At 73.3% G+C, this 25,114-nt stretch carries 18 protein-coding genes; 12 read left to right on the top strand and 6 right to left on the bottom strand.

The window, feature by feature from the left end; translation table 11 throughout:
• Window positions 1–103 precede the first annotated feature (103 nt).
• Both ACFWJW_RS28570 and ACFWJW_RS28565 read right to left on the bottom strand, forming a co-directional pair.
• Window positions 104–2,110: an N-acetylmuramoyl-L-alanine amidase gene (locus ACFWJW_RS28570; RefSeq protein ID WP_387246804.1), complete on the bottom strand. Its 2,007-nt coding sequence runs from the start codon at window positions 2,108–2,110 to the stop codon at window positions 104–106.
• A 335-nt stretch (window positions 2,111–2,445) separates the two neighbouring features.
• Window positions 2,446–3,579 carry an aminoglycoside phosphotransferase family protein gene (locus ACFWJW_RS28565; protein ID WP_387246801.1) on the bottom strand — a complete coding sequence of 378 codons (1,134 nt, stop codon included), beginning with the start codon at window positions 3,577–3,579 and terminating at the stop codon, window positions 2,446–2,448.
• A gap of 285 nt (window positions 3,580–3,864) precedes the next feature.
• Between ACFWJW_RS28565 and ACFWJW_RS28560 the strand changes: the two genes are divergently transcribed.
• Entirely contained in the window at window positions 3,865–5,394 is a 1,530-nt protein-coding gene (locus tag ACFWJW_RS28560; RefSeq protein WP_387246798.1) for a hypothetical protein, read from the top strand.
• Between the two features lie 164 nt (window positions 5,395–5,558).
• Here the strand turns inward: ACFWJW_RS28560 and ACFWJW_RS28555 are convergent, their stop codons facing one another.
• Complete coding sequence (locus ACFWJW_RS28555; RefSeq protein WP_387246796.1) at window positions 5,559–7,022, bottom strand: PP2C family protein-serine/threonine phosphatase; 1,464 nt, start codon at window positions 7,020–7,022, stop codon at window positions 5,559–5,561.
• 311 nt (window positions 7,023–7,333) lie between these two features.
• Between ACFWJW_RS28555 and ACFWJW_RS28550 the strand changes: the two genes are divergently transcribed.
• From ACFWJW_RS28550 to ACFWJW_RS28530, 5 genes are all read left to right on the top strand, one after another.
• Window positions 7,334–8,752: a HEAT repeat domain-containing protein gene (locus ACFWJW_RS28550; RefSeq protein ID WP_387246794.1), complete on the top strand. Its 1,419-nt coding sequence runs from the start codon at window positions 7,334–7,336 to the stop codon at window positions 8,750–8,752.
• Window positions 8,753–9,273: 521 nt separating this feature from the next.
• On the top strand, window positions 9,274–10,401 hold the full coding sequence (locus tag ACFWJW_RS28545) for a glycosyltransferase family 4 protein (protein ID WP_387246792.1): 1,128 nt from the start codon (window positions 9,274–9,276) through the stop codon (window positions 10,399–10,401).
• Window positions 10,398–11,627: a glycosyltransferase gene (locus ACFWJW_RS28540; protein ID WP_387246789.1), complete on the top strand. Its 1,230-nt coding sequence runs from the start codon at window positions 10,398–10,400 to the stop codon at window positions 11,625–11,627. Before ACFWJW_RS28545 ends, ACFWJW_RS28540 begins: the two co-directional genes overlap by 4 nt.
• Window positions 11,624–12,583 carry an SGNH/GDSL hydrolase family protein gene (locus ACFWJW_RS28535; protein WP_387246787.1) on the top strand — a complete coding sequence of 320 codons (960 nt, stop codon included), beginning with the start codon at window positions 11,624–11,626 and terminating at the stop codon, window positions 12,581–12,583. The genes ACFWJW_RS28540 and ACFWJW_RS28535 overlap by 4 nt, the downstream gene beginning before the upstream one ends.
• On the top strand, window positions 12,580–16,194 hold the full coding sequence (locus ACFWJW_RS28530) for a hydantoinase B/oxoprolinase family protein (protein WP_387246785.1): 3,615 nt from the start codon (window positions 12,580–12,582) through the stop codon (window positions 16,192–16,194). The genes ACFWJW_RS28535 and ACFWJW_RS28530 overlap by 4 nt, the downstream gene beginning before the upstream one ends.
• A gap of 22 nt (window positions 16,195–16,216) precedes the next feature.
• Here the strand turns inward: ACFWJW_RS28530 and ACFWJW_RS28525 are convergent, their stop codons facing one another.
• Genes ACFWJW_RS28525 through ACFWJW_RS28515 form a run of 3 tightly spaced genes read right to left on the bottom strand, consistent with a single transcriptional unit; the run spans window position 16,217 to window position 18,497 of the window.
• Window positions 16,217–17,080, bottom strand: a complete 864-nt coding sequence (locus ACFWJW_RS28525) for a biotin-dependent carboxyltransferase family protein (RefSeq protein ID WP_387246782.1) — start codon at window positions 17,078–17,080, stop codon at window positions 16,217–16,219.
• Entirely contained in the window at window positions 17,077–17,700 is a 624-nt protein-coding gene (gene pxpB / locus ACFWJW_RS28520; RefSeq protein ID WP_387246780.1) for a 5-oxoprolinase subunit PxpB, read from the bottom strand. Before pxpB ends, ACFWJW_RS28525 begins: the two co-directional genes overlap by 4 nt.
• Entirely contained in the window at window positions 17,697–18,497 is an 801-nt protein-coding gene (locus ACFWJW_RS28515; protein WP_387246778.1) for a LamB/YcsF family protein, read from the bottom strand. The genes pxpB and ACFWJW_RS28515 overlap by 4 nt, the downstream gene beginning before the upstream one ends.
• A gap of 275 nt (window positions 18,498–18,772) precedes the next feature.
• Between ACFWJW_RS28515 and ACFWJW_RS28510 the strand changes: the two genes are divergently transcribed.
• The 6 genes from ACFWJW_RS28510 to ACFWJW_RS28485 all read left to right on the top strand — a co-directional run bounded on the left by ACFWJW_RS28510 (window position 18,773) and on the right by ACFWJW_RS28485 (window position 24,975).
• On the top strand, window positions 18,773–19,516 hold the full coding sequence (locus ACFWJW_RS28510; RefSeq protein WP_387246775.1) for a GntR family transcriptional regulator: 744 nt from the start codon (window positions 18,773–18,775) through the stop codon (window positions 19,514–19,516).
• A gap of 158 nt (window positions 19,517–19,674) precedes the next feature.
• The gene (locus tag ACFWJW_RS28505) at window positions 19,675–20,385 is read left to right on the top strand and encodes a DUF969 domain-containing protein (protein ID WP_387246773.1); all 711 of its coding nucleotides are present in this window, start codon (window positions 19,675–19,677) and stop codon (window positions 20,383–20,385) included.
• Window positions 20,382–21,350, top strand: a complete 969-nt coding sequence (locus ACFWJW_RS28500; protein WP_387246770.1) for a DUF979 domain-containing protein — start codon at window positions 20,382–20,384, stop codon at window positions 21,348–21,350. Before ACFWJW_RS28505 ends, ACFWJW_RS28500 begins: the two co-directional genes overlap by 4 nt.
• A gap of 94 nt (window positions 21,351–21,444) precedes the next feature.
• On the top strand, window positions 21,445–22,089 hold the full coding sequence (pcp, locus tag ACFWJW_RS28495; RefSeq protein WP_387246767.1) for a pyroglutamyl-peptidase I: 645 nt from the start codon (window positions 21,445–21,447) through the stop codon (window positions 22,087–22,089).
• Between the two features lie 179 nt (window positions 22,090–22,268).
• Entirely contained in the window at window positions 22,269–23,792 is a 1,524-nt protein-coding gene (locus ACFWJW_RS28490) for a hypothetical protein (protein WP_387246764.1), read from the top strand.
• 136 nt (window positions 23,793–23,928) lie between these two features.
• Window positions 23,929–24,975 carry a hypothetical protein gene (locus tag ACFWJW_RS28485; RefSeq protein WP_387246761.1) on the top strand — a complete coding sequence of 349 codons (1,047 nt, stop codon included), beginning with the start codon at window positions 23,929–23,931 and terminating at the stop codon, window positions 24,973–24,975.
• Window positions 24,976–25,114: the final 139 nt, after the last annotated feature.

Here is a 25,114-nt window from a genome sequence, read left to right as displayed (position 1 = left end):
TTTTTTTTTTTTTTTTCTCCCCCCCCGCCCGGGGCCGGCCGGGGGCGCGGCCGGGGCCCCGGCCCCCCCCCCCCCGCCCCCCGACGCGCTCACCCGACGGGTTTCACGAACCCGAGCCCCGCACCTCCACGTCGGCCGCCCGCACATAGCCGACCCGGTGCCCGAGCTGGATCTCGTAGTAGACGTCCTCGCCCCGCACGACCGCATGCTTGGTGACATCGAAGGTCGGGGAGTAGAAGTAGTCGCCCCGCATCCGGTCCCCGACGGCGTACTGCTGGCCGGCGGCGAGCTTGTACGGCAGCGGGGAGACCTCCTGGTAGGGGACCCCGGCCGGGTATGCCCCCTTCTCCGGGTACGCACGGCCGTAGACCGGGATCTCCTGCCGCCCGTCCTTCGGCGTGGCGATCAGCCCCTTGGCGTGCACGGCCACCGGCTCGTCCGGCGGATTGTGGAACCACGCCTTCTGCCCGAGGTACCAGATCGCCGTCCAGTCGCCGGACCGGCCGGCCACCGCGAACCGCTGCCCCGTCGTGGCGCGGGCCCCCGTGTCATTCACCCCGGTCGTCGAGGCACTGCCGTCCGGGTGCAGTCCGACGTCCTTGACCAGCGGCGCGTCCTCGTCCGGCGCGCTGTACAGCCGGACCGCCGTGGAGCCGTGCGGCGCACAGGTCTCACCGGCCTTCGTACAGCCGGTGTACTCCGGCTGGTGCTCGTCGTAGTCGGGGCGGATGGTGACCAGCCCGCCCCGCGGGCCCGCGGTGGCCTTGAACGGCTTGCCCAGCAGGGTGAAGTAGTGCGCCCAGTCCCAGTACGGGCCGGGGTCGGTGTGCATCCCCGGGATGGTGGCGGTCGTCGTGCCGGGCACATTGTCGTGGCCCAGGATGTGCTGGCGGTCCAGCGGCACGTCGTATTTGCGGCTCAGATACTTCACCAGCCGGGCCGAGGCGCGGTACATCGCCTCCGTGTACCAGGCGTCCGGCGCGGCCAGGAAGCCCTCGTGCTCGATGCCGACGGAGTGCGAGTTGATGTACCAGTTGCCCGCATGCCAGGCGACGTCCTTGGTGGGCACATGCTGGGCGATCAGACCGTCCGCGGACCGGATCGTGTAGTTCCAGGACACATACGCCGGGTCCTTGATCAGCTTGAGCGTGGTCTCCCAGGATCCCTCGGTGTCATGGATGACGATGGCGCTGACCCGCTGGTCCGCGGGGCGGTCCGCCTTGTCGTGGTTGCCGTAGTCACCGTCACCGAACTCCTCGTACGGCGCCGGCACGGACTCGCAGGCGACATTCCGCGGGCACTCCGGCCGGCGGCCGGCGGACGCCGTCGACGCCTTGGTGGCCGACGCGCTGAGACGTTTCTGCTGCCCGGCGTCAGGTGACAGCCCCGGCGCGGCGGCCAGCGCGACCCGCTGTCCCGCGTCGGTGGTGCGGGCCTGGCCCTGGCGCAGCACCGCGTACACCTCGTCCGCGAAAGCCTTTCCGCTGTACGCGCTGTCCTGGCCGCCGTAGCGCGCCACCGCCGCGTACCACCGCGCCGGGTCGCTGCCCGCGGCCGTGCCCAGCTTGCGCTGCTCCGCGGCGAGCAGCGCCGCACCGCCGAGCACATTCGCCGCGGGATCGGTGCGCAGCTTCTCGGCCGGGATCCCGGTGAGTTCGGCGGCCCTCGGCAACGTACGCAGCCGGGCCGGGAGTTCGGCGGGCAGCGCCGCCCGCTGCGCCGCACCGGACGGCACTCTCTTACGGGCCCGCGCCCCGTCGCCGCGCGCGTCCTCGTCGCCCTCACTGAACTCCGGCGTGCGGGTCAGGGCCGTACGGGCGTCGGTCAGATGCATCGGCCCGTAGCCCCCGGAGACGCTGGGCGCGCCGCCGTGCCCGTCCCAGCGGGACTCCAGATACGAGACACCGAGCAGCACGCTGCGCGGCACATGGAAGCGGTCGGCGGCCTCGGTGAAGGCCCGTTGCAGCGTGTCCGTCCGGGGCTGTCCGGCCTGTGCGGACGGCGCTCCCGCGAGCGGCAGCAGCAGCACCGCGGCCGCGACGGCGGTGGCGGATCTCCGCAGGGCGGGGCGGGGGACTCTCTTCTCGTCTTCCGGGGCGGATCCTTGCAAAGCAACCTCCTCGAGCCGGCCCGAGCCGGGGCGGTGTGACGGTGGGTGCGCAAACGGCCGCACGGGCGGGACCCGAGACTAGAGCCCCCTGTCGGCTTAGAGCTATACGTTTGCCGACAGTCCGTCAATCACCCTGCCCGCTCGGGATTCCGCATGTCAGGGCCTCTCCGGAGGAGCCTTCCCGGACCGGTGCCGGGCCTGCGGAGCGTCAGTGGAATGGACCAATGAACCGGGCCCGCGGGCAGCGGAAGAGAAGCGCCGGTGGGGAGTCGGCGCACATGGGTGAGCGGCGCACCCCGTGCCCGGGCGCGCCGCTCACAGTCCCCCCTCGGCGGTCAGCGGGTGCCGACCGCCGCCCTCACCGCACGCCGTGCCATCTGGCAGTCGTCGTGCAGTCGGCGCAGGAGCAGCCGCTGCTCCTCGCCCGCCGCGGGCACGCCGGGGTGTCCCGGCCCCGGAGCCCCCGTCGGCGTGGGCTCGCGCATGGTCCGCTGGACCGCGGTTTCATAGCGCCGGATCTCGCGGGTGAGCACCAGCATCAGATTCACCAGGAAGGCGTCCCGCGAGGCCGGTCCGGCGTTCTGCGCGAGCTGGCTGATGTGGCGGCGGGCCACCGGCGCGTCACCGAGCACCGACCACAGCGTCGCCAGGTCGTAGCCCGGCAGATACCAGCCCGCGTTGTCCCAGTCCAGCAGCACCGGGCCGGCGGGGGACAGCAGCACGTTGTTCAGCAGCGCGTCGCCGTGACAGAACTGGCCCTGGGTGTGCGACAGGCCGTGCAGCAGCTTCTGAAGATCACCCAGATCCCGGTCAGTGAGCAGCCCCAGGTCGTGGTAGCGGCCGATCCGGCCCGCGTAGTCCAGCGGGGTGTCGAACAGCCCGGCCGGCGGACGCCAGAGATTGATCCGGCAGATCGCGCCGAGCGCGGACCGGACGTCCGCGCGGGGCGGGGCCTCGGACGGGTGCCGGGTCAGGGCCGCGACCCGGCCGGGCATCCGCTCCATGATGAGCGTGCAGTTGTCGGGGTCGGCCGCCACCAGCCGCGGCACCCGAACCGGCGGACGATGCCGGACGAATGCGCGGTATGCGCTTATTTCCTGCCGGAACCTGTCCGCCCAGGCCGGCGACTGGTCCAGTAAACACTTGGCGACCGCGGTCATCCGGCCCGTCGTCCCCACGAGGAGGACGGATCTGCCGCTGCGCCGCAGCACCTGCACCGGATTGAACTCCGGGCAGATGCGGTGCACCGAGGCAACGGCGGCGCGCAACTGGGCACCCTGGGGGCCCGACAAGTCGAGCCTCCCACTGAGCGGTTGGGCGCCCGTCCCCTGCGCCCGCCGGGTACGGCCGCCGGGGAGACCGGGGACCGCCCCCGCGGAAGGGGAAGGGTCGAGAAACGGCCCCCCTCCGGTGGGGTGCGGGCGGTGCGGCCGGGTGGGGACGGTCACGGCGGACGATGCTGCATACATGGGTGAGACAGATCCCTTCGTGCGCCGGCGAGTTGCGTGCGCTCCCCGGCCCGGTGGTGGGAACCCGTGAACGGGCCCCGTGCAGGAGGCCGATCCAGGGTCCCTGTGAAGGGCGCGCACCCTGGGGAATGCGGTCCCGCCACCAGGCCGGGGGCGGCATGTCTACAGAACACGTGGCTGCGGGTGGCAGACCATCTGGCGCAGGGTGGCGAACCCTGGCGAATGGACCCAGTGCATGTCACCGGCCGTTACTGTCAACTCAGTCGAGGAACCTGGGGGCTTGACGTGGACAGGCAGCCGAACACCCGTCTCGCGGACCTTTTCGGCCTGGCCGGCTGGTCCAAGGGAGAGCTGGCGAGACTGGTCAACCGGCAGGCGGCGGCCATGGGCCATCCGCAGCTGGCGACCGACACCTCACGAGTGCGGCGCTGGATCGACATGGGGGAGACCCCGCGCGATCCGGTGCCCAAGGTTCTGGCTTCCCTGTTCACCGAGCGCCTCGGCCGTGTCGTAACCATCGAGGACCTCGGGTTCGCAAGAACCGGTCGCTCGGGGAAGCGGCAGGCCGCGGACGGTCTGCCGTGGGCTCCCGAACGGACCGCCGCGGTCCTCACGGAATTCACGGGAATGGACCTCATGCTCAACCGACGCGGCTTGGTGGGTGCGGGCGCTGCGCTCGCCGCGGGTTCCGCACTCACCGGCGCCATGCACGACTGGCTGCACACCGATCCGACACCGGCCGGCGCCCCACGCCACGACGCCCCGTTCGCTTCCGACTCCTTCGACGAACTCGACCAGATCGGCCTCGACCGCTACGAGGCGGCCCCCGTGGGGTCGCAGGAGATCGATGCGCTGGAGCGCTCGGTCGAGGTGTTCCGTGCCTGGGACGCGGCCCGCGGTGGCGGGCTTCAGCGCAAGGCCGTGGTGGGCCAGCTCAACGAGGTCGGCGGCATGCTCGCCTACCGCCACCCCGAGCATCTCCAGCGCAGGCTGTGGGGGGTGGCCGCCAATCTGGCGGTGCTGGCCGGCTGGATGTCCCACGACGTGGGCCTGGAGCCCACCGCCCAGAAGTACTTCATCATCGCCGCCCATGCGGCCCGCGAGGGCGGCGACCGTCCGCGCGCCGGTGAGGCGCTCTCCCGTGCCGCCCGCCAGATGGTCCATCTGGGCCGTCCGGACGACGCGCTGGATCTGATGAAGCTGGCCAAGTCCGGTTCCGGGGCGGAAACCCTGCCGCGCACCCGCGCCATGCTGCACACCATCGAGGCATGGGCCCAGGCGTCCAAGGGGAACGGCCAGGCGATGCGCCGCACCCTGGGCGAGGCCGAGGAGTTGTTCGTCTCCGACAAGGGCGATGTGCCGCCGCCGAGCTGGATGCAGATGTTCGACGAGGCGGATCTGCACGGCATGCAGGCGCTGGCGTTCCGTACCCTCGCCGACCACGATCCCTCGGTCGCCAGGGTGGCCCAGCACCACGCCAAACGGGCGCTGATACTGCGGGAGAACGGCCGCCAGCGATCGCAGATCTTCGACTACATCTCGATGGCGTCGGCCTGCTTCATCGGCAACGACCCCGAACAGGCCGACCGTTACGCGAGGCTGGCGCTGGTGTCCATCGGGGAGAACTCCTCACACCGGACCTGGGACCGGCTCCGTGAAATGTTCCGGCTCACGGGGCAGTACGCGAACTACGCCAAGATCCAGGACCTGCGCGAGGAGATCCAGCATGTCCTGCCGAAGGCGAAGCCCAAGTCCAAGGGGTCGGGCCTGGGCCCCGGTATCGGAGCGGGGCTGGGAAAGAACCTCTCGGCCTGAGGCGGGCGGTGGTGCGGGGGATGACGGTGCGTCACCTGTAGTCCGGGGTGACGACACGTCCTCCGCGGCCCCGCCGCCTCACCCGTCCACCGACGGTCCGCCGGCCGACGTCACCAACCGGTCGTCGGAGGCGCCGGTCCGGCCTCGGCCCGCCCTGAGGTGTGTCAGCCGCCGACCCGGGCGACCAGCACACAGGCGTCGTCCTCGCGCTCGGCGGTGCCGAACTCCTCGACGACGATGCGGACGGCGTCCTGGGCACTGCGCGTGCCGGCGAACCGCGGCGCCAGGGCGAGGAGCCGCTCGGCACCCTCATGGGTGGCGTCCGCGCCCTGCGCACGGCGGGGGACGAGGCCGTCGGTGTGCAGGACGAGGAGGTCGCCGGGCTCCAGTTGCTCGGTGTGCTGGGTGTAGGACGCGCCCGAGGTCGCGCCGAGGAGTACGCCCTCGGGCGGGTCCAGCGCGCGCCCCGTGCCGCCGCGGAACAGCAGCGGTGCGGGGTGCCCCGCCTGGGCCCACTCCAGCGTCCGCGCGGCGGGGTCGAACCGGCCGCACACCGCGCTGCCCAGCGCCGGCTGGGCGGCGGTGTCCAGCAGTTGGTTGACGAAGCCCATCAGGGGTCCCGGCCGGTGTCCGGCGACCGCCATTCCGCGCAGTGCGCCGAGCACCATCGCCATTCCGGACGTGGCGGTGACACCGTGGCCGGTGAGATCGCCGACGCTCATCAGGGTGGTGCCGTCCGGGAGTTGCAGTGCGTCGTACCAGCCCCCGCCGATCAGGTCGCGGGTGCCGGACGGCAGATAGCGCCCGGCGAGGTCGAGGGCCACCGGGCCGCCGTGCGGGAACCTCAGGGAGCCGCGCCACGGCGGCAGCACGGCCTCCTGAAGCTCGACCGCAAGCCGGTGCTCGGTCTGCGCGATCTGCCGCTCGCGGTGCAGCGAGTCACGGGTCTCGCGTACCGCCTGCTGGCTGCGGCGCAGCTCGCTGACGTCCCGCAGCACGGCCCACATGCAGGCGGTACTGCCGTCGGCGTCGAGCACCGGCTCGCCCACCATGTGCACCGTGCGCAGCGTCTCGTCCGGGCGCACGATGCGGAATTCGCCGTCGATCGGCCGGCCGTCCACCAGACAGTCCGTGACCATCGTGGCCAGCCCGTCCTGGTCCTCGGGGTGCACCAGGGACGGCAGCTCGTCGAGGGTGAGCGGGCCGTCGGACGGCGCCCGGCCGAACATCGCGAACAGCTCGTCGGACCAGCTGACCTCGTCGGTGAGCAGATTCCACTCGGCGCTGCCCACCCGGCGCAGCAGCGAGCCGCGCTCATGGGGCCCGTGCTCCGGCGGGGCGGCGGGCGGCTCGGCCTCCGCCGCCGGGTCGTCCGCGGTCTCGGCGGGCAGGCCCTCTCTCAGCTGGTCGAGATGGCCCCCGAGGTCGTCGAGGTGGTGCACCGCGAGATCGCACAGGGCCCGCTGCCAGCGCAGCTGCGGGTCGGTGGCGAGGCTGGTGTCCACCGTGGACTCCCGGACGGCGTCGAGGCCACCGCGCAGGCGGCGGGCCTGCGTGATGAGTGCCTCGACCGTTTCACGCTCGGGGGGCCGGTCGGCTGAGTGATCCGCGAAGAGAGGGGACGGCATGACGTACTCCGTGATCAGGCGGCGCCGGGCTGAAGGGCCGGTAACGACTGTTGCACAGGCGGCGACGGTCCGTAAGGGATTTGGCACTACCCGATACGGTGGTGCACCCGGCATATGCCGCCGGCCTTGCGGGGGCAACCCCGGGGCGAATCGGCGGAATAACAGCTTCCACGCTAGGCTTCGGCCGCCGTACGCAGGCGTTCCCGCCGATCCATGGTGGGAACGAGGCATACGGCCCGCGGTCACCGGCAAGAATGCCGGTCAGCGGAAATCCCGTTGCCAGCCAGTCCCCCGCACCGGATGCTGACCTCATGTTCGATCCAGACATAGCGCCCAGTGGCACCCTGCTCGGCCTCCTCCAGCGAGGCCGCGGCGACGGGACCCTGCATGCCCTCGCGGCGCCGCGGGCCGAGGCGCTCGCGGCACTCAACGACAGCGTGCTGCGCGACCCCCGGCGCGACTGGCAGGTCGAGAACCGCTCGCTCTACTACGCCCGCCTCTACATGCAGCTCGACGGCGGCCTCGAGCAGATCGAACGCCACCTCTTCCACCCCGACGACCTCGTCGACACCGGCGAGGAGCGCACCGGCCTCGCCCTCGCCGTCCTCGGCCACCTCGCCGCGTACGGCAGGGACGCCGCCCGTCTGCTGCTGCGCAGCTATGCCGCGGCCGGCAGCAACTGGCGCTGGGCCCTGGACGAGCTCGCGCTGCGTGACGACGACGCCGGGCTGATGACCCTCGCCCCCGCCGTCCTCGCCCGCTTCCCCGAGACCGCGCAGGGCGAGGCCGAGCTGGCCGCCGCCGTGCGTGACGCCTTCGAGCCCCGGCCGTGGCGGCTGTGGGCCGAGGACCCCCGTTACGGACCGCGGCTCGCCGCCGCCGGGGAACAGGGCTCCTTCGACCGCTGGCAGCGCCAGCTCCAGCCCAGCGGGCCGCGCCCCGGCTGGAGCGTGACCGAGGTCCTGGCGTGGGCCGAGCAGGGCCTGGACCCGGCGCCCACGGAACACCGGCAGCACGCCGCCGCCCGCTGCCTGGGCGCCGTCGCCGGCCCCGAGGACCGCCCCGAACTCCTGCGCGCCGCGCGCAGCGCCCCGGACGCGGCGCGCGCCGCCGTACTCCACCACCTCGCCGAGCGCGGCGACCCGGAGACCCTCGATCTGATCGAGGCCGCGGTGGCCGACCCCTTCTCCTCCGAGCAGCTGGCCTCCGCGGCGCTCGCCGCCTTCACGCGGATGCGCAGTGTGGCCGCGGTCGAGCGGGCCCGGGTCTGGGCGCCGCGCACGGACCGGCTGGGCGCGGCCGCCGCCGCGGTGCTCGCCTGCCGTGGCGGGCGGCGCGACGCCGAGCTGGTGCTGGCCGCGCTGCGCCGGACCGTACGCGAGGAGGGGCCGGACGCGGACGGCCTGTGGGAGCTGGTCGACGGCACCGGCCGGCTGGGCGTCGGCTGCGCCGCCCCCGTTTTGCGGCACATCTACCGAGAAACCTCCTCCTCCCACCTCCGCGGCCGGGCCGCCGGCGCACTCGCCGCCACCGACCCCGGCTTCGCGGCCGGCTTCGCCGTCGAGTGCCTCTGGGACTGCGAGGAAACGACCCGCGAACTAGCCGCTCGGCACGCTGCCACCGGCGACGACCGGGTCGTCGAACAGCTCAGGCGGCTCGCCGCCGACCCGGCGGAGGAGGACGAAGTCCAAACGGCCGTCCGTAGCCGAATCGGCCCCGAGGGGGCCTAGGTTTTTCCCACGTTCCGCTGCGCTTGGCTATGCGGCCCACGTTGTCGGCTTTCCCGCCGTGGGCTGCGCCCTTGCCTGCTTCCCACGTCTTTGTCTGACCCGCCGTGGGTCGTCTCGCCGTTGCGCCTGCGGCGGGCGGTGTCCGCTGCGCAGGCCCGTCCCCTCCCGTTGAGGGGTGGGAAAACCTTGTGGGTGGACCCGTAGTGGTCCGGTGCGGCCCGTAGGGCCGGGTTGTCGCTTACGGCGGCACGCCCCCACCCACCTGCACTCACTCCCCCAACGGGAGGGGACGGGCCGGAGGGGCCGGTGTGTGGGACGTAAAGCGAAGCAGTCCCACACACCGGCCCCGGAGGTCCGTCACCGCACCCGACAACCACCCGCCCGCCGCAGGCGCAACGGCGAGCAACCCCCACGGCGGGAAAGCCGCAAACGTGGGCCCGAAGGCAAAGCGCAGCGGAACGTTTTCCGACAGGAAAGATCCCTTTGGCTCCCTCCACGCACGGTGCGCCGACAACAGCCGTATGCGTGTCGTCCTCGTCACCGAATCCTTCCCGCCCGATGTCAACGGCGTCTCCCACTGCGCCCTGCAAACCGCCCGGCACCTGGTCCGGCGCGGCCATGAACCGCTCGTCATCGCGCCGCTCGGTGGCGCTTCGGCGGCCGCCGATACGGATGAGAGTCCCTGCCCTGTTGTCCGGGTGCCTTCCATGCCGCTGCCCGGCTATCCGCAGGTGCGGATCGCGCTGCCCGGGCGCCGGCTGTCCGCGGCGCTCGACGGGCACCGTCCCGACCTGGTGCACCTCGCCAGTCCCTTCGTCCTCGGCGCCCGCGGGATGGCGGCCGCCGCCCGTCGGCAGGTACCCGCGATCGCCGTCTACCAGACCGATCTGGGCCGCTACGCCCGTACCTACCTCGGCGGGGGCGCGGCCACGGCCTGGCGGCGTATCCGGGCGGTGCATGCCGCCGCCGACCGCACCCTGGCGCCGTCCAGCGCGGCCCTGCTGGATCTGACCGAGCACGGGGTGCCACGGGTCCACCTCTGGCCGCGCGGCGTGGACGCCGAGCGGTTCCACCCCGGGCGGCGCGACGCGGTGCTGCGCAGCTCGCTGACCGCGGGGCGGGAGCTGCTGGTGGGGTACGTGGGGCGGCTCGCGCCGGAGAAGGACGTCCGGCTGCTGGCCGAGACCTCGCGGCTGCCGGGCGTCCGCACCGTCGTCATCGGCGACGGTCCCAGCGCCGCCGGGCTGCGCACCGCGTTGCCGGAGGTCCGCTTCCTCGGCCGCCGTACCGGGGACGAACTCGCGCGCCTGTATGCGTCGTTGGACGTCTTCGTCCATACCGGGCCGTATGAGACGTTCTGCCAGACCGTGCAGGAGGCGATGGCCTCCGGTGTGCCGGTGGTGGCGCCACGGGCGGGCGGGCCGCTGGACCTGGTGGATCACGGCCGTACGGGGCTGCTGGTGACACCGGGCGACGGCGGCGCGTTCCGGGACGCGGTGCGCTTCCTCGCGGGCAGCGCCGAGCTGCGGGTCCGGTTCGGCACCGCGGCCCGCCACGCCGTCGCGGACCGTTCCTGGGAGGCGGTCGGTGACCAGCTGCTGGGGCACTACGAGGCCGTGCTCAGCGACCGGCCGGCGGTGGCGGCATGACCGCGCGACGTATCACCGGGGCGGGTCTGCGGATCGTCCGGATCGCCAACTTCGTCACCCCGGCCTCCGGCGGGCTGCGCACCGCACTGCGCGAACTCGGCGCGGGCTACCGGGCCGCCGGGCATGAGCCGGTGCTGATCGTGCCCGGACCGCCGGGAGTGGACGGGACGGCCGGTCTCCGTGATGAACTCACCGCACAGGGGCGGGTGATCACCGTGCCGGGGCCGGAGCTGCCGGGCAGCGGCGGCTACCGCATGCTGACCGACCGCCGCCGGCTGGCGCGGCTGCTGGACTCGCTGGCCCCCGACCGGCTGGAGGTCTCCGACCGTACGACGCTGCGCTGGACGGGGGAGTGGGCGCGCCGGGCGCGGGTGCCCGCGGTGATGGTCTCCCACGAGAGCGTGGACGGGGTGCTGCGCACCTGGGGTGTGCCGCAGCCGGTGGCCCGTGCCGCCGCGGACCGGCTCAACCGCCGTACGGCGCACGCCTACAGCCGGGTCGTGTGCACCACCGAGTGGGCGGCGGCGGAGTTCGTCCGGGCCGGCGCGCGCAATGTGGTGCGCGCACCGCTCGGTGTCGATCTCGCGGCCTGGCACCCGGACTGCCGCAGCGCCGAGCTGCGACGGCAGTGCGCGGGCCGGGCGGAGGTCCTGCTGCTGCTCTGCTCCCGGCTGTCGCAGGAGAAGCGGCCGGGCCGGGCCCTGGACGCGCTGGCGGAGCTGCGGCGGCGCGGGGTCGACGCGGCGCTGGTGGTCGCCGGTGACGGGCCGCTGCGGGCGCGGCTGGAGGCCCGGGGGCGGGCCGAGCGGCTGCCCGTGGCGTTCCTCGGGCATCTCGCCGACCGCTCCCGGCTCGCCGCGCTCCAGGCCGGCGCCGATCTCGCGCTGGCACCCGGCCCGGCCGAGACCTTCGGACTGGCGGCCCTGGAGGCGCTCGCCTGTGGCACACCGGTGGTCGCCAGTGCGGCGTCGGCGCTGGCGAGTCTGGTCGGCAACGGCGGGGACACCGCGCTCGACGACGGGCCGTCCTTCGCCGACGCGGTCCAGCGGGTGCTGGCCCGGCCGGAACCCGCCCGGCGCGCCGCCGCCCGCCGGCGTGCCGAGGGCTACGGCTGGCAGCCCGCCATCGACGCCTTCCTGGCGGCGCACGACGCGCCCGCACCGGTCGGCCGGGCGCTCGCCGCCGCGGCCGTACCGCACCCGGCGCGGCCGTTGGGCGGGTGGTGACGATGGCTTCCGAGGAGGTGGTGACACCGGCGCAGGCGCCGGGCGGTGGGCGTTCGCCGGCCCCGGGCTGCTTTGTCGCGCTCGGCGATTCGCTGACCGAGGGGCTCGGCGACCCCGTACCGGGCGGCGGCTGGCGCGGCTGGGCCGCCCTGCTGGCCGAGGCGCTGGGCGAGCGGCCCGGCAGCGTCCCACTGGTGAAGCTGGCGCGGAGCGGGGCGCTGGCCGCCGATGTCGCCGAACGGCAGCTGCCCGCGGCCCGGGCGCTCCGGCCGCGCGTCGCCTCCCTGCTCGTCGGGGCGAACGACACCCTGCGCGCCGCCTTCGCCATCGAGCGGGTGGCGGCCGCGCTGGACCGGGCGCACGGCGCGCTGAGTGCCGATGGGGCGGTGGTGCTGACGGCCTGCCTGCCCGATCCGGGCCGGATGCTGGGGCTGCCCGCGCCGCTGGCCCGCCCGCTGGGGCGCCGGATGCGCGCCGTGAACACCGTCGTCCACGCGGTGTCCGCCCGCTATGACGGCGTGCATCTGCACCTCGCCGAATACCCCTGGGTCACCGAACGCGCCTCCTGGAGCGTGGATCGGCTGCACCCCAGCGAGCGCGGCCACCGGCTGCTGGCCCGCGGCTTCCACACGGCGCTCGCCACCGTCGGCCTGCCCGTCGGACCGCCGCCCGCGCTCACCCTCGACGGGCCGGCGCCGACCCGCGCCGGCGCCGCGCTGTGGATGGCGACCCGGGGCACCCGCTGGGTCGCCGACCGGTGCACGGATCTGCTGCCCGGGCTGCTCGGTCTGGCGGCCCAGGAGTGCCGGCACGGCCTGGCCGGCTCCGGGCGTCTGCTGGACGCCGCGGCAGAGCACGCCACCCGCTCCGCGCTCGCCGCGCTGACCCGGCCGAACGGCGCGGGCACCGGCAAAGACACCGGGACGGCGAGGGGCGCTGCGACAATGGCGGGGTGACCGGACGCTGGGAGTTCTGGATCGACCGGGGTGGCACGTTCACGGACGTCGTCGGCCGGCGGCCGGACGGCCGGCTGGCCACCACCAAGCTGCTCTCGCACCATCCGGAGCGCTATCGGGACGCCGCGGTGGCCGGCATCCGGATGATGCTGGGGCTCGGCCCGGACGAACCGGTGCCCGCCGACCGGGTCTCGGTCGTCAAGATGGGCACCACCGTCGCCACCAACGCCCTGCTGGAGCGCAAGGGCGAACCGACCGTGCTGCTGATCACCGAAGGCTTCCGGGACGCGCTGCGGATCGCCTACCAGAACCGGCCGCGGATCTTCGACCGGCGGATCATGCTGCCCGAGGCGCTCTACGACCGGGTGATCGAGGTGCCGGAGCGGATCGACGCCCAGGGCGGGCTGGTCCGGCCGCTGGACGTGGACCAGGTCCGCCGGGCGCTGGTCCGGGCCCGCGCGGACGGTCTGCGCAGCGCCGCCGTCGTCCTGCTGCACGGCTACCGCCACGACGAGCACGAGCGGGCGGTCGCCGAGCTGGCCCGGCGCGCCGGCTTCACCCAGGTCAGCTGCTCGCACGAGGTCAGCCCGCTGATGAAGCTGGTGCCGCGCGGTGACACCACCGTCGTCGACGCCTATCTCTCGCCGATCCTGGGCCGCTATGTCGACGAGATCGCCGCCCAGCTCCCCGGCATCCGGCTGATGTTCATGCAGTCCAACGGCGGGCTGCGGCAGGCCGCGCACTTCCGTGGCAAGGACGCGGTGCTGTCCGGGCCCGCGGGCGGTGTGGTCGGCATGGTCCGTACGTCCGCCGAGGCCGGCGACGGTTACGGCCGGGTGATCGGCTTCGACATGGGCGGCACCTCCACCGATGTGTCGCACTACGCCGGTGAGTTCGAGCGGGTCTTCGGCAACGAGGTCGCGGGCGTACGGATGCGCGCGCCCATGATGAACATCCACACCGTCGCGGCCGGCGGCGGCTCCGTGCTGCACTTCGACGGCCGCCGCTACCGGGTAGGCCCCGACTCGGCCGGCGCGGACCCGGGACCGGCCTGCTACCGGCGCGGCGGCCCGCTCACCGTCACCGACGCCAACGTCATGCTCGGCCGTATCCAGCCCGCGCACTTCCCGGCGGTGTTCGGGCCGGACGGTGATCAGCCGCTGGACGCCGAGGTGGTCCGTACCCGCTTCGCGGAACTGGCCGCGCGGGCCGCCGCCGAGGCCGGGGACGACCGCGGACCCGAGGAGGTCGCGGCCGGCTTCCTGGACATCGCGGTGCTCAACATGGCCAACGCCGTCAAGAAGATCTCCGTCCAGCGCGGCCGGGACATCACCCGCTACGCCCTCACCAGCTTCGGCGGCGCCGGCGGCCAGCACGCCTGCGCGGTCGCCGACGCGCTGGGCATCGACACGGTGCTCGTCCCGCCGCTGGCCGGGGTGCTCTCCGCGTACGGCATCGGGGTCGCCGACGCCACCGCGATGCGCGAGCAGGCCGTCGAGGCGGAGTTCACCGACCCCGGGGCCGTCGGCCGGGTCCAGGAGGTGTGCGACACCCTCGCCGCGCAGACCCGGCGCGAACTCCTCGACGACGGGGTGCCGGACGACTCCGTCACCACCCGCGCCCGGGTGCTGATCCGCTACGCCGGAACCGACTCCACCATCGGCGTCCCGCTGGCCGACGCCGACACCATGGCCGCGGAGTTCGCCCGGGCACACCGTGAGCGCTACGCCTTCACCATGGACAAACCGCTGGTGGCCGAGGCGGTGTCGGTCGAGGCGCTGGGAGCGGCCGGCGGTGCCGGTGACCATGAGACGCAACCCGGCAGCAGGGAAGGGGAGTTGACGCCTGCCGACACGATCCGGATGTATACGGGCGGCCGCTGGCAGGACACCGCCCTCTACCGGCGCACCGACCTGCGCCCCGGTGACACCCTCACCGGCCCGGCCGTCATCGCCGAGGAGGACGCGACCACGGTCCTCGACCCGGACTGGCAGGCCGCCATGGGCGACCGCGGGCATCTGACGCTGACCCGGACCCGGCCGCGCACCGGCCGGGTGGCGGTCGGCACCGCGGCCGACCCGGTGATGCTGGAGGTCTTCAACAGCCTCTTCATGGCCATCGCCGAGCAGATGGGCGTCCGCCTGGAGAACACCGCCCACTCCGTCAACATCAAGGAGCGCCTCGACTTCTCCTGTGCGCTCTTCGACGCCGAGGGCAACCTGATCGCCAACGCCCCGCACATCCCCGTGCACCTGGGCTCGATGGGGGAGTCCATCAAGGAGGTGCTCCGGCGCCGCGGCGACGAGATGCGGCCCGGCGATGTGTATGCGATCAACGATCCGTACCACGGGGGCACCCATCTCCCCGACGTCACCGTCGTCACTCCCGTCTTCGACCCCGACGGGGAGACCCTGCTGTTCCTGGTGGCCTCCCGCGGCCACCACGCCGAGATCGGCGGCATCACCCCGGGGTCGATGCCGGCCTTCAGCAGCACCATCCAGGAGGAGGGCATCCTCTTCGACAACTGGCTGCTGGTGCGCGACGGCGAGCTGCGCGAGCGCGCGACCCGCGAACTGCTCGCCGCCGGCCCGTACCCCTCCCGCGCGCCGGACGCCAACCTCGCCGATCTCCGCGCCCAGATCGCCGCCAACGAGAAGGGCATCCAGGAACTCCGACGGATGACCGAGCAGTTCGGGCTGGACGTCGTACGGGCCTATATGGGGCACGTCCAGGACAACGCCGAGGAATCGGTCCGGCGGATCATCGCCGAGCTGTCGGACGGCAGCTACCGCTACGAAACCGACAGCGGGGCCGAGATCCATGTGGCGCTGACCGTCGACCGCGCCGCCCGCGGCGCCGTCCTGGACTTCGCCGGCACCTCACCCCAGCAGCCCGGCAACGCGAACGCCCCCAGCTCGGTGGTGATGGCTGCCGTGCTGTACGTCTTCCGCACCCTGGTCGCCGACGACATCCCGCTCAACAGCGGCTGCCTCAAGCCCGTGGAGGTCCGCATCCCGGAGGGCTCGATGCTCGCCCCCGTCTTCCCGGCGGCCACCGTCGCGGGCAATGTGGAGACCTCCCAGGCGGTCACCGGCGCGCTCTACGCCGCGCTCGGCGTCCAGGCCGAGGGCTCGGGCACCATGAACAACCTCACCTTCGGCAATGACCGGGTGCAGTATTACGAGACCGTCGCCAGCGGTGCGGGCGCCGGCGACGGCTTCGACGGCGCGGATGCCGTACAGACCCATATGACCAACTCCCGGCTGACCGACCCCGAGGTGCTGGAGTGGCGCTACCCCGTCCGCGTCGACAGCTTCGCCATCCGCTCCGGCAGCGGCGGCCGGGGCCGCTGGCACGGCGGCTGCGGCGTCGAGCGCCGGCTGCGCTTCCTTGAGCCGATGACCATCGCCGTGCTGACCAACCACCGCCGGATCGCGCCGTACGGCATGGCGGGCGGCGCCCCCGGTGCGCTGGGCGCCAACTCCGTCGAGCGGGCGGACGGTGCGCACGAGGACCTGGCGGGCTGTGACGCGGCGGACGTCGGCGTGGACGATGTGCTGGTACTGCGCACGCCGGGCGGCGGTGGATACGGGACGCCGGACGACGGCTGACCGGCGCACGGCCGGGGGCTTGCTAGCGCAGGCGCAGGAAGCGGACCGGGGTGCCCGGTGCCGCCTGCGCCGCGGGGGCCAGACAGCGCTCGGGGACGACACCGATGACCGGGTAGCCGCCGGTCGTGGGGTGGTCGTGGAGGAAGAGGACCGGCAGGCCGTCGGGCGGGACCTGGAGGGCGCCCAGGGGCATGCCCTCGCTGGGGAGTTCACCGGTGCGGGCGCGCTCCAAGGGCGGCCCTTCGGTGCGCAGGCCGATGCGGTTGCTGGCGGGGGAGACCCGGAAGCGGCCGGTGGTGAGGGTGCGCAGACCGGCCTCGGTGAACCAGGCGTCGCGCGGGCCGGGCAGGAACGGCAGCAGGAGTTCCGGCCCCGGACCGGGGTGCGGGACGGCATCGGCGCGGGCCGGCGGGCCGTGCGGGGCGCCCAGCGGGAGGACCGCACCGTCGCTGAGCGGGTCCGGGCCCAGGCCGGAGAGCAGATCGGCGGCGCGGCTGCCGAGCACCGGTTCGGTGTCGACGCCCCCGGCGAAGGCGAGATACGAGCGCAGCCCGTGGGTGGCGGCTCCCGCGTCCAGTACGGCGCCCGCGGGCACCCGGACCGGGGCGCCCCAGGGGGCGGGGCGGCCGTCGACGGTCACCGGGCAGGGGGCGCCCGTGACGGCGACGGTGGTGGCCGTACGCATCCGCAGGGCGCAGCCGGTGAGCGTGGTCTCCAGGGTGGCGGCGGATCCGGGGTTGCCCACCAGGCGGTTGGCGAGCCGGTGCGCGGGTGCGTCGAGGGCGCCGGCCCGCGGCACCCCCAGGTGAGCATGGCCGGGCCTGCCGAGGTCCTGGACGGTGGTGAGCGCACCGGCCCGGACGACCGAGAAGGCGCGGTCGGTCATCGGGCGGTCTCCTGCGGGACGAAGCGGACGCGGGTGCCGGGGGAGAGCAGCGCCGCCGGTTCGCGGCGCGGGTCCCACAGCACGGTGTCGGTGGTGCCGATCAGCTGCCAGCCGCCGGGGGAGGAGCGTGGATAGACCCCGGTGTACGGGCCGGCGAGGGCGACCGAGCCGACCGGGACCTTGGTGCGGGGCGTGTCCCGGCGGGGTACGTGCAGCGGCTCGGGCAGTCCGGTCAGATAGCCGAACCCCGGTGCGAAACCGCAGAAGGCGACATGGAACTCCGTGGCGGAGTGCCGCCGTACGACCTCGTCGGGGGTCACGCCCCACAGGGCGGCGACATCGGCGAGGTCGGGGCCGTCGTAGCGGACCGGGATCTCCACCGTGGGCCGGTCGCCGGCGGTGAGCGGCGGAATGTCCCAGGTGGCCAGTTCGGCGAGGAGACCACGCGGGTCGGTCAGGCCGTCGAGGAGCACCGTACGGGCGGCCGGCACGATCTCGCGCAGGGGCGGCAGCGCACCGTCGGCGGCCCGGCGCAGCAGTTCGGCGTGCAGCGCCTCGACCTCCTCGGCGCTGTCCAGCTCGATGAGCAGCCCGTGTTCACCGACCGGCAGCGGCCTCATACGAAGCTCCGGATGTGGACGCCGGCCGCGGTCAGCTCGGACCGGACGCGCCGGGCGAGGTCCGCGGCCCCGGGGGTGTCGCCGTGCAGACACAGCGAACGGGCCGTGAGGGCCACGCGGCGGCCGTCGCGGGCGGTGACGGCGTGGTCCCGGGCCATGCCGAGGGCGCGCTTGACGACCTCGTCGGGGTCGTGGATCACCGCGCCCGGTTCCCGGCGCGGTACCAGGGTGCCCTCGGGGGTGTAGGCACGGTCGGCGAACGCCTCCCCGATGACCGGGAGTTGGGCTCGTGCGGCGGTTTCGTGCAGCCGGGAGCCGGGCAGTCCGAGCACCGGCAGGCCGCCGCCCGCGGCGCGGATGCCGGCCACGACGGCGCGGGCCTGCTCCTCGTCGTGCACACAGCGGTTGTAGAGCGCACCATGCGGTTTGACGTAGCCGACGCGGGCACCGGCGGCGCGTGCGAAGACCTCCAAGGCGCCGATCTGGTAGGTGATTTCGGCGGCCAGCTCGTCCGGCGGGACGTCCATCGCGCGGCGGCCGAAGCCGGCCAGGTCGCGGTAGGAGACCTGGGCGCCGATGACGACACCGCGCTCGGCGGCCAGTTCGCACACCCGGCGCATCGTGGCCGGGTCGCCGGCGTGGAAGCCGCAGGCGACATTGGCGCTGGTGACGACGGAGAGCAGCGCCTCGTCGTCGGTGAGCTGCCAGCGGCCGAAGCCTTCACCGAGGTCGGCGTTGAGGTCGATGACGGGAGGAACGCCCATGCTGTCGATGACTCCCTCGCTCCGCTCGCTCATGCCGAATCCTCGCTTCGCTCGGCCCCGCATGCGCGAGGCGCGCACCTTTTGATGACTCCCTCGCCGCGCTCGCTCATGTACGTCCGCTCCAGAGGTGCTCGGGGCCGGCCGGGGTCGGGGACAACGTAAGGGATTGTTCAACGATCCGACAAGAGGTGGATGCATGCCGGTCGAAGGTGCGTTGTTTTGTCCCCTCATCTGGGATTGACTCTCGCTGCATGACACCGGGACGGCCTGAACCCGCCGCCCGGTACGGCGCGAGAGCGGGGAGCGGCATGGCCGGCGGAGTGGCGAAGAACGATCAGGGGCGGCTCACCGAGGTCGCGGGCCTGGAGCGGGACCGCCCCCTGCTGGGCCGCTCCAGTACGGCCGAGCGGGTCGCCGACATCCTGCGCGACCGGATCGCCGAGGGCTACTTCCCGCCCGGCGCCCGGCTCTCGGAGGAGAGCATCGGCGGTGCGCTGGGCGTCTCGCGCAACACCCTGCGGGAGGCGTTCCGGCTGCTGACCCATGAGCGGCTGCTGGTGCACGAGCTCAACCGCGGGGTGTTCGTCCGGGTGGTGACGGTCGAGGACCTGGAGGACATCTACCGGGTGCGCATCCTCGTGGAGTGCGCGGCGGTACGGGGGCTGGGGCAGGGGCCGTACGACGCCCGGGTGAGCGAAGCCGTGGCGGCGATCGAGGCCGCCGTGCAGGCCGGCGAGACCGCCTCGGCGGACCGGGAATGGCAGGCGCTCTCGACCGCCAACATCCGCTTCCACCAGGCGGTCGTGGCCCTGGCGGACAGCCCGCGTACGGATGAGCTGATGCGGGGCGTGCTCGCGGAACTCCGGCTGGTCTTCCACGTCATGGCCGACCCCCGGCGCTTCCATGCGCCCTATTTGACCCGTAATCGACAGATTGCCGAGGCGCTCCAGGCGGGCGACGCCGCCGAGGCCGAGCGGCTGCTGCGGTCCTATCTGGAGGATTCGCGCAGCCAGCTGTCGGGGGCGTACGCACAGCGCATCGCGGAGGGGTGAGCGGCGGGGAAGCCGCCCCTGAGGTCCGCTCCGGGGAGCGCCGCAGATCCGTTGCTGCACAACCCTTGTCGGATCGTTGAACAATCGCCTAGCCTCCGCTGCAATCTGTTCATCTCCTCACGGGCCCTGTGGGGTCCCCGTACGCGGAAGGCGGATCCATGATCGTGCTCCTCGGCGTGCTCGTGGTCGTGATCGGCTTCGCCACGAAGCGCAATCCCCTGCTGGTCGTAGGAGTGGCCGGCATCGCGACCGGCCTCCTCGGAGGGCTGTCACCGGGCAAGGTGCTCGCCGCGTTCGGCAACGGCTTCGCCGGCAGCCGGGCGGTGACGATCTTCGCGATCACCCTCCCGGTCATCGGACTCCTGGAGCGCTACGGCCTCCAGGAGCAGGCCCGCAACCTCATCGCCCGGTTCGCCAGGCTCACCACGGGCCGCTTCCTCGCGCTCTACCTCGGTCTGCGGCAGATCGGTGCGGCGGTCGGACTGACCAACGTCTTCGGCCACGCCCAGACCGTCCGCCCCCTCGCCGTCCCGATGGCCGAGGGCGCGGCCGAGCGCAAATACGGCCAACTCCCGCACCGGACACGGGAGAAGGTCCGGTCGTTCTCCGCCAGCGCGGACAACGTCGGCCTCTTCTTCGGGGAGGACGTCTTCCTCGCCGTCGGCTCGATCCTGCTGATCACCGGCTTCGTCAACACCACCTACGGCACCCACCTCGAACCGCTTCAGCTCGCCCTGTGGGCGATCCCGACCGCGGTGTGCGCCTTCGTGGTCCACGGCTGGCGACTGCTGCGCCTGGACCGCCAGTTGGAACGCGAACTGCTCACCGCCCACGTCCAGGACACCGCCGTAGTGGAGGCCACCAAGTGATCAAGGCAGAGTGGTTCTACTGGCTGGTGGGCCTCAGCTTCCTGGTGATGGCCGCCCAGATGGTCGCCGACCGCAGCAACCCCAAGCGCTTCGGCACCGGCACCTTCTGGGGCCTGATCGGCGCCGGCTTCATCTACAGCAGCTGGGTCGTCACCAAGCAGGCACCGGCCGAGCCCCTGGGCGTCGCGGTACTGGCCATGGCCTGTCTGGCCGGCTTCGGCTTCACCGGACGCGGCACCCCGCGCACCACCTCCACCGAGCAGCGCGTCGCGAGCGCCGCCAAGCTCGGCAACCGGCTGTTCGTCCCGGCGCTCACCATCCCGGTCGTCGCCATGGCCTGCGCCATCGGCGTCAAGCACCTGTCCTTCGGGGGCCGGCCGGTCCTAGAAGAGGGCAGCGAGACCATCCTGGGCCTCGGTATCGGCGCCGTCGTCGCGCTCGTCGTCGGCATGATCATCCTCCGGGAGAAGCGGATCTCGGTGCCCGTGCAGTCCGGCCGTTCCATGCTGGAGGCGATGGGCTGGGCCATGCTGCTGCCGCAGATGCTGGCCACACTGGGCGCCATCTTCCAGGTCTCCGGCGTCGGCGACCAGGTCGGCAAGCTCACCACCTCCATCCTGCCCAAGGACTCGCTCTACATCGCGGTCGTCGTCTACTGCGTGGGCATGTTCGCCTTCACCATGATCATGGGCAACGCCTTCGCCGCGTTCCCCGTGATGACCGCGGCCGTCGGCTGGCCCGTCCTGGTCGGGCACTTCGACGGCAACGCCCCCGCCGTACTGGCCATCGGCATGCTCGCCGGATTCTGCGGCACCCTCGTGACCCCCATGGCCGCCAACTTCAATATCGTCCCGGCGGCGCTGCTGGAACTGAAGGACCAGTACGGGCCCATCAAGGCGCAGCTGCCCACCGCGGGTGTGCTGCTCGGCTGCAACATCGTGATCATGGCGCTGTTCGCCTTCTGAGCAGGTCCCCGGGGTACCGCCGCTCCGCCGGGCGGTGCCCCGGGGACCTGGTCCGCTCCGTCCCCGCTCCACCCGTCGCACCAAGGATGACCGTATGACCCGGGTACTGCTGACCGGATTCGCCCCCTTCGAGGGCGAATCCCTCAACCCCTCCTGGCAGGCCGTCCGCGCCGCCGCGGCCGAACCGCCCACCGGCATCGAGGCGTCCGCCGTCGAACTGCCCTGCGTCTACGGAGCCTCGATCGCGGTGCTGCGGGCCGCGATCGAGGAGGCCCGGCCCGAGATAGTGGTGTGCGTCGGCCAGGCGGGCGGCCGGCCCGACATCACCGTCGAACGCCTCGCCGTCAACGTCGACGACGCCCGGATCCCCGATGCCTCGGGTGCCGAACCGATCGACGAGGCGATCGTGCCCGGCGGCCCCGCCGCGTACTTCTCCACCCTGCCGATCAAGGCATGTGTGGCGGCCGTCCGCGCCGCCGGACTCCCCGCCTCCGTCTCCAACACCGCGGGCACCTTCGTGTGCAACCACGTCTTCTACGGCCTCGCCCACCTCATCGCCACCGAACTGCCCGGTGTACGCGGCGGATTCGTGCACGTCCCCTACGCACCGGAGCAGGTCGTCGACCGCACCCAGCCGTCCCTCCCGTCCGCGGCCGTCACCCGGGCCCTGCACGAGATCGCCCTCACCGCCGCGCGCACCCGCACCGACATCCGCGTCGCCGGCGGGGCCACCCACTGAGACCGGCACCGGCGCTCACGGGACCTGGCGGCCGGCCCTCGCGGGGCACGCCGTAGACTGTCGCGTCGGTCCGTGAGCGGTCCGCGAGCGGTCCGTCAACGGATCCGCCTGCGGTTCCACCCATGAACGGATCCGCGCCGTTTCGTCCGTTGTCAGTGCGAGCGCCTACTCTGTGCGACGTGACTTTTTCCGCCCCGGGGACTGCTGCGCCCCAGCTCAACGGCCCTCACCGGCCTGCGCCGGGCCCGGCCGCCGACGAGGGCCTGGCCCGTCGGCTGCGTGCCCTGGCATGCACCGCGCCGCTGCACGATCTCGATGTGCGCAAGGCCAACCTCGCGGGCGAGTACGGCGTCTACGCCATGGCGGAGGTGGCGCTGGCCGTCATCGACCTCGTCACCCTCAACATGGACTTCGACACCGGCGCCGACCACGAGGAAATAGTGGCGAAGGTGCTCCCCCGGGTCGCCGCCCAAGCCCCCCGCCGTCCTACGGGCGAGCATGAACGGGTCGCCCGCTGGGTGCTGGAGAACCTGATCAACGTCGGCAGCGTGGACCGCGGCTTCCGCGCCGTCTACGGCACCTTCAACACCGAGGGCGAGTACGTCCGCCGCGACTACGACTTCAAGCTCATCGAGGAGGTGCCCGGCGGCGGTGGCAGCGTCTACCTCCGGGCGACCGACGAAGCGGTCAACGTCCTGGTCGGCGCGCTCGACACGGACGTCACCAGCGCCCAGATCGCCGCCGAGGTCAAGCTGGAGGTGCTGATCAACCGCGGCCGGCTGGCCGACGCCCAGCTCGCCGCCGAACAGGCCCGCTACCGCACCGTGCAGTATGCGGAGACGCTCCGCAGGACCCTGGACGCCACCCGCCGCAACGTCCGCGCCGTGGACTGGCTGGAGACCGTCCCCGACATGATCACCGAGGCGCTGGACCACGTCGCGGACCGCTACCGCCACGAGAACGCCATCCTGACGAACATCCGCAAGGCCCGGGACGAGACCGAGGAGCCCGAGCACAAGCGGCGGGCCGCCGAGCTCGTCGACATCGTCAAGGACTGCATCCGCCGCCACACCCAGCTCCAGTCCCGGCTGCTGGAGGCCGGGCCGCTGTTCCGCGCCGAGCAGGACCGGCAGGCATTCGCCACCCCCGTCGCCCGCGCCGGACTCGACCTCTACGGCCAGTTGGTCGCCCCTCTGCTGCCGCTCCCCGCCGAGCAGGCCATCCGCGTCACCGACGCCTTCTTCGCCAAGGGCACGGGGCTGCGCACCCCGTCGGCCGCGCGCATAGGGGACCTCGTCGAGATGCTGCTCACCCCGCCCATGGAGCGGGAGCACCTCGGCGCCGAGATGCCCGAGCCCGACCTGGTGGCCACCCCCGACGACAGCCGCTTCAGCGAGGCCCAGCTCGACGCTGCGATGGCGCTGCTCGACCTGCCCGCCGACGCGCCCCGCAGGCTCTCCGGCCTGCTCGCCGAGGCGCGCCGCAGCGACCCCGAACTCCCCTACCTCGTCGCCCTGCTGGCCGTACACGCCGCCAGCCCGCCGGTCGGCACGGCCTACCGCCAGGGCGAGCAGCAGCTGCTGTTCGCCGTCGACGACGGCACGGAGCTGATGGACCCCGAGTTCGGCGGCGCCGACCTCATCGTCGGCACGGCGCTGCTGGACTCCGCCGGAATGGCCGCGGACCGCTCGGAGGTGGCCTGATGCCCCGCGCCCAGGACGAGCGGTCGGTGAACGGCGGGGCGTGGCCGGACCGGCGGGGCCGTGGCGCGCCGGGTGGCCGTCCGCCGTCGTACCGGCCCGAGATGTCCCCGACCGTCCCTCGCAAGGAGCTTGTTCCGTGACCCAGTACGACGAGACGCCGCAGCCGGACCCGGCGTCCGGGGCCGGTGAGCCGGGCTGGGGTGCGCCCACCGCCGACGCCGATACGGGCGCGGCGGGACCCCCATCCAAGCTCTCGGCTCCGCTCGAGCAGGGGGGACCCCCATCCACGTCCTCGGCTCCCTCCCCGTTCCCGCCTTCGGCCGAACGGGGGGACCGCCAGGAACAGCCGAGCTCCCACGCCCTGACCCCCGCCGATGCCGCCGACGCGGCCCGGCTGGTCTCGTTCGGCCTCCAGCCGAAGCTGCTGCCCGCACGCGACGCCGAATACAGCGAACTCCTGCGCCGCTATCGGGACGACCCCGCCTTCGCCCGGCTCGCCGACGCCGTCGCCACCGGCCTCGGCCTGGTCGTCCTGGAGGTGTCCACCCGCGCCGGGATGGCCGTCACCGCCGACGAGGACTCCGTCTTCGCCGTACGGATGGGTGACTACGCCCGCCGTGCCTCCGCCGACTCCGCCGACCGCTTCCTGCACGGCCTGGCCCATCTGGCCGTCGCCGCGCTGGCCTTCCCGCGTCCCGAGGACCTGGCCGACGACGGCTACATCGGCCGGATCACGGTCAACGGCGTCGATGCCTTCGTCCGGCAGGCGTGCCGCCGGCTGGAGGAGCGCGCCGAGCAGGAAGGCGAGAACACCGACCCGGCCACCGACGCCCCCGGCCTGGAGTCCGCCTGGCGCATCTACTCCCGGCGCAGCGCGACCGGCGCCACCAAGGACGCCCGCCGGCTCGCCGGCTCGACCACCGGCATCATCGCCAAGGCCGTCACCTTCCTCGTCGACTCCGGCTTCCTCCAGCGCACCGGTGACGACGCCGGCGGCGCCTACCGCACCACCGCCCGTTATCAGCTCCAGGTCCGCGACATGGCCGGCAGCGCCGCCATGGCCGAACTCCTGGAGCTGGGCATCGTCCCCGTCACCGACGGCAGCGCCGCCCTGCTGCCGGGCGAGGACACCGACGACCTCGCCCTGGTCGCGGACGCCGGACTGCCCTTCCACTCGGGCTGAGGGGGCATTCGACTGCTGATGCCCCGGCGGCCGTTCCGACCGCCTGGTGATCATTCCGACCCGACCGTCACACGACCGAGGCTCCCCCCCACCCCCGAACCCACCCCCGCCCCCTCCCCCACGGGGGAGTTGGCGCGGG

It is taken from the genome of Streptomyces sp. NPDC127097, from assembly GCF_042724075.1.
Classification (GTDB): domain Bacteria; phylum Actinomycetota; class Actinomycetes; order Streptomycetales; family Streptomycetaceae; genus Streptomyces.
Note: the sequence above shows the minus strand (reverse complement) of the source record. Positions and strands in the feature narration are given on the sequence as shown.

Coding starts and splice junctions, on each gene's coding strand:
- ACFWJW_RS28565 (WP_387246801.1), bottom strand. CDS start 3,579: ATGTATGCAGCATCGTCCGCCGTGACCGTCCCCACCCGGCCGCACCGC.
- ACFWJW_RS28555 (WP_387246796.1), bottom strand. CDS start 7,022: ATGCCGTCCCCTCTCTTCGCGGATCACTCAGCCGACCGGCCCCCCGAG.
- ACFWJW_RS28550 (WP_387246794.1), top strand. CDS start 7,334: ATGTTCGATCCAGACATAGCGCCCAGTGGCACCCTGCTCGGCCTCCTC.
- ACFWJW_RS28545 (WP_387246792.1), top strand. CDS start 9,274: ATGCGTGTCGTCCTCGTCACCGAATCCTTCCCGCCCGATGTCAACGGC.
- ACFWJW_RS28540 (WP_387246789.1), top strand. CDS start 10,398: ATGACCGCGCGACGTATCACCGGGGCGGGTCTGCGGATCGTCCGGATC.
- ACFWJW_RS28525 (WP_387246782.1), bottom strand. CDS start 17,080: ATGACCGACCGCGCCTTCTCGGTCGTCCGGGCCGGTGCGCTCACCACC.
- pxpB (WP_387246780.1), bottom strand. CDS start 17,700: ATGAGGCCGCTGCCGGTCGGTGAACACGGGCTGCTCATCGAGCTGGAC.
- ACFWJW_RS28515 (WP_387246778.1), bottom strand. CDS start 18,497: ATGAGCGAGCGGAGCGAGGGAGTCATCGACAGCATGGGCGTTCCTCCC.
- ACFWJW_RS28510 (WP_387246775.1), top strand. CDS start 18,773: ATGGCCGGCGGAGTGGCGAAGAACGATCAGGGGCGGCTCACCGAGGTC.
- ACFWJW_RS28505 (WP_387246773.1), top strand. CDS start 19,675: ATGATCGTGCTCCTCGGCGTGCTCGTGGTCGTGATCGGCTTCGCCACG.
- pcp (WP_387246767.1), top strand. CDS start 21,445: ATGACCCGGGTACTGCTGACCGGATTCGCCCCCTTCGAGGGCGAATCC.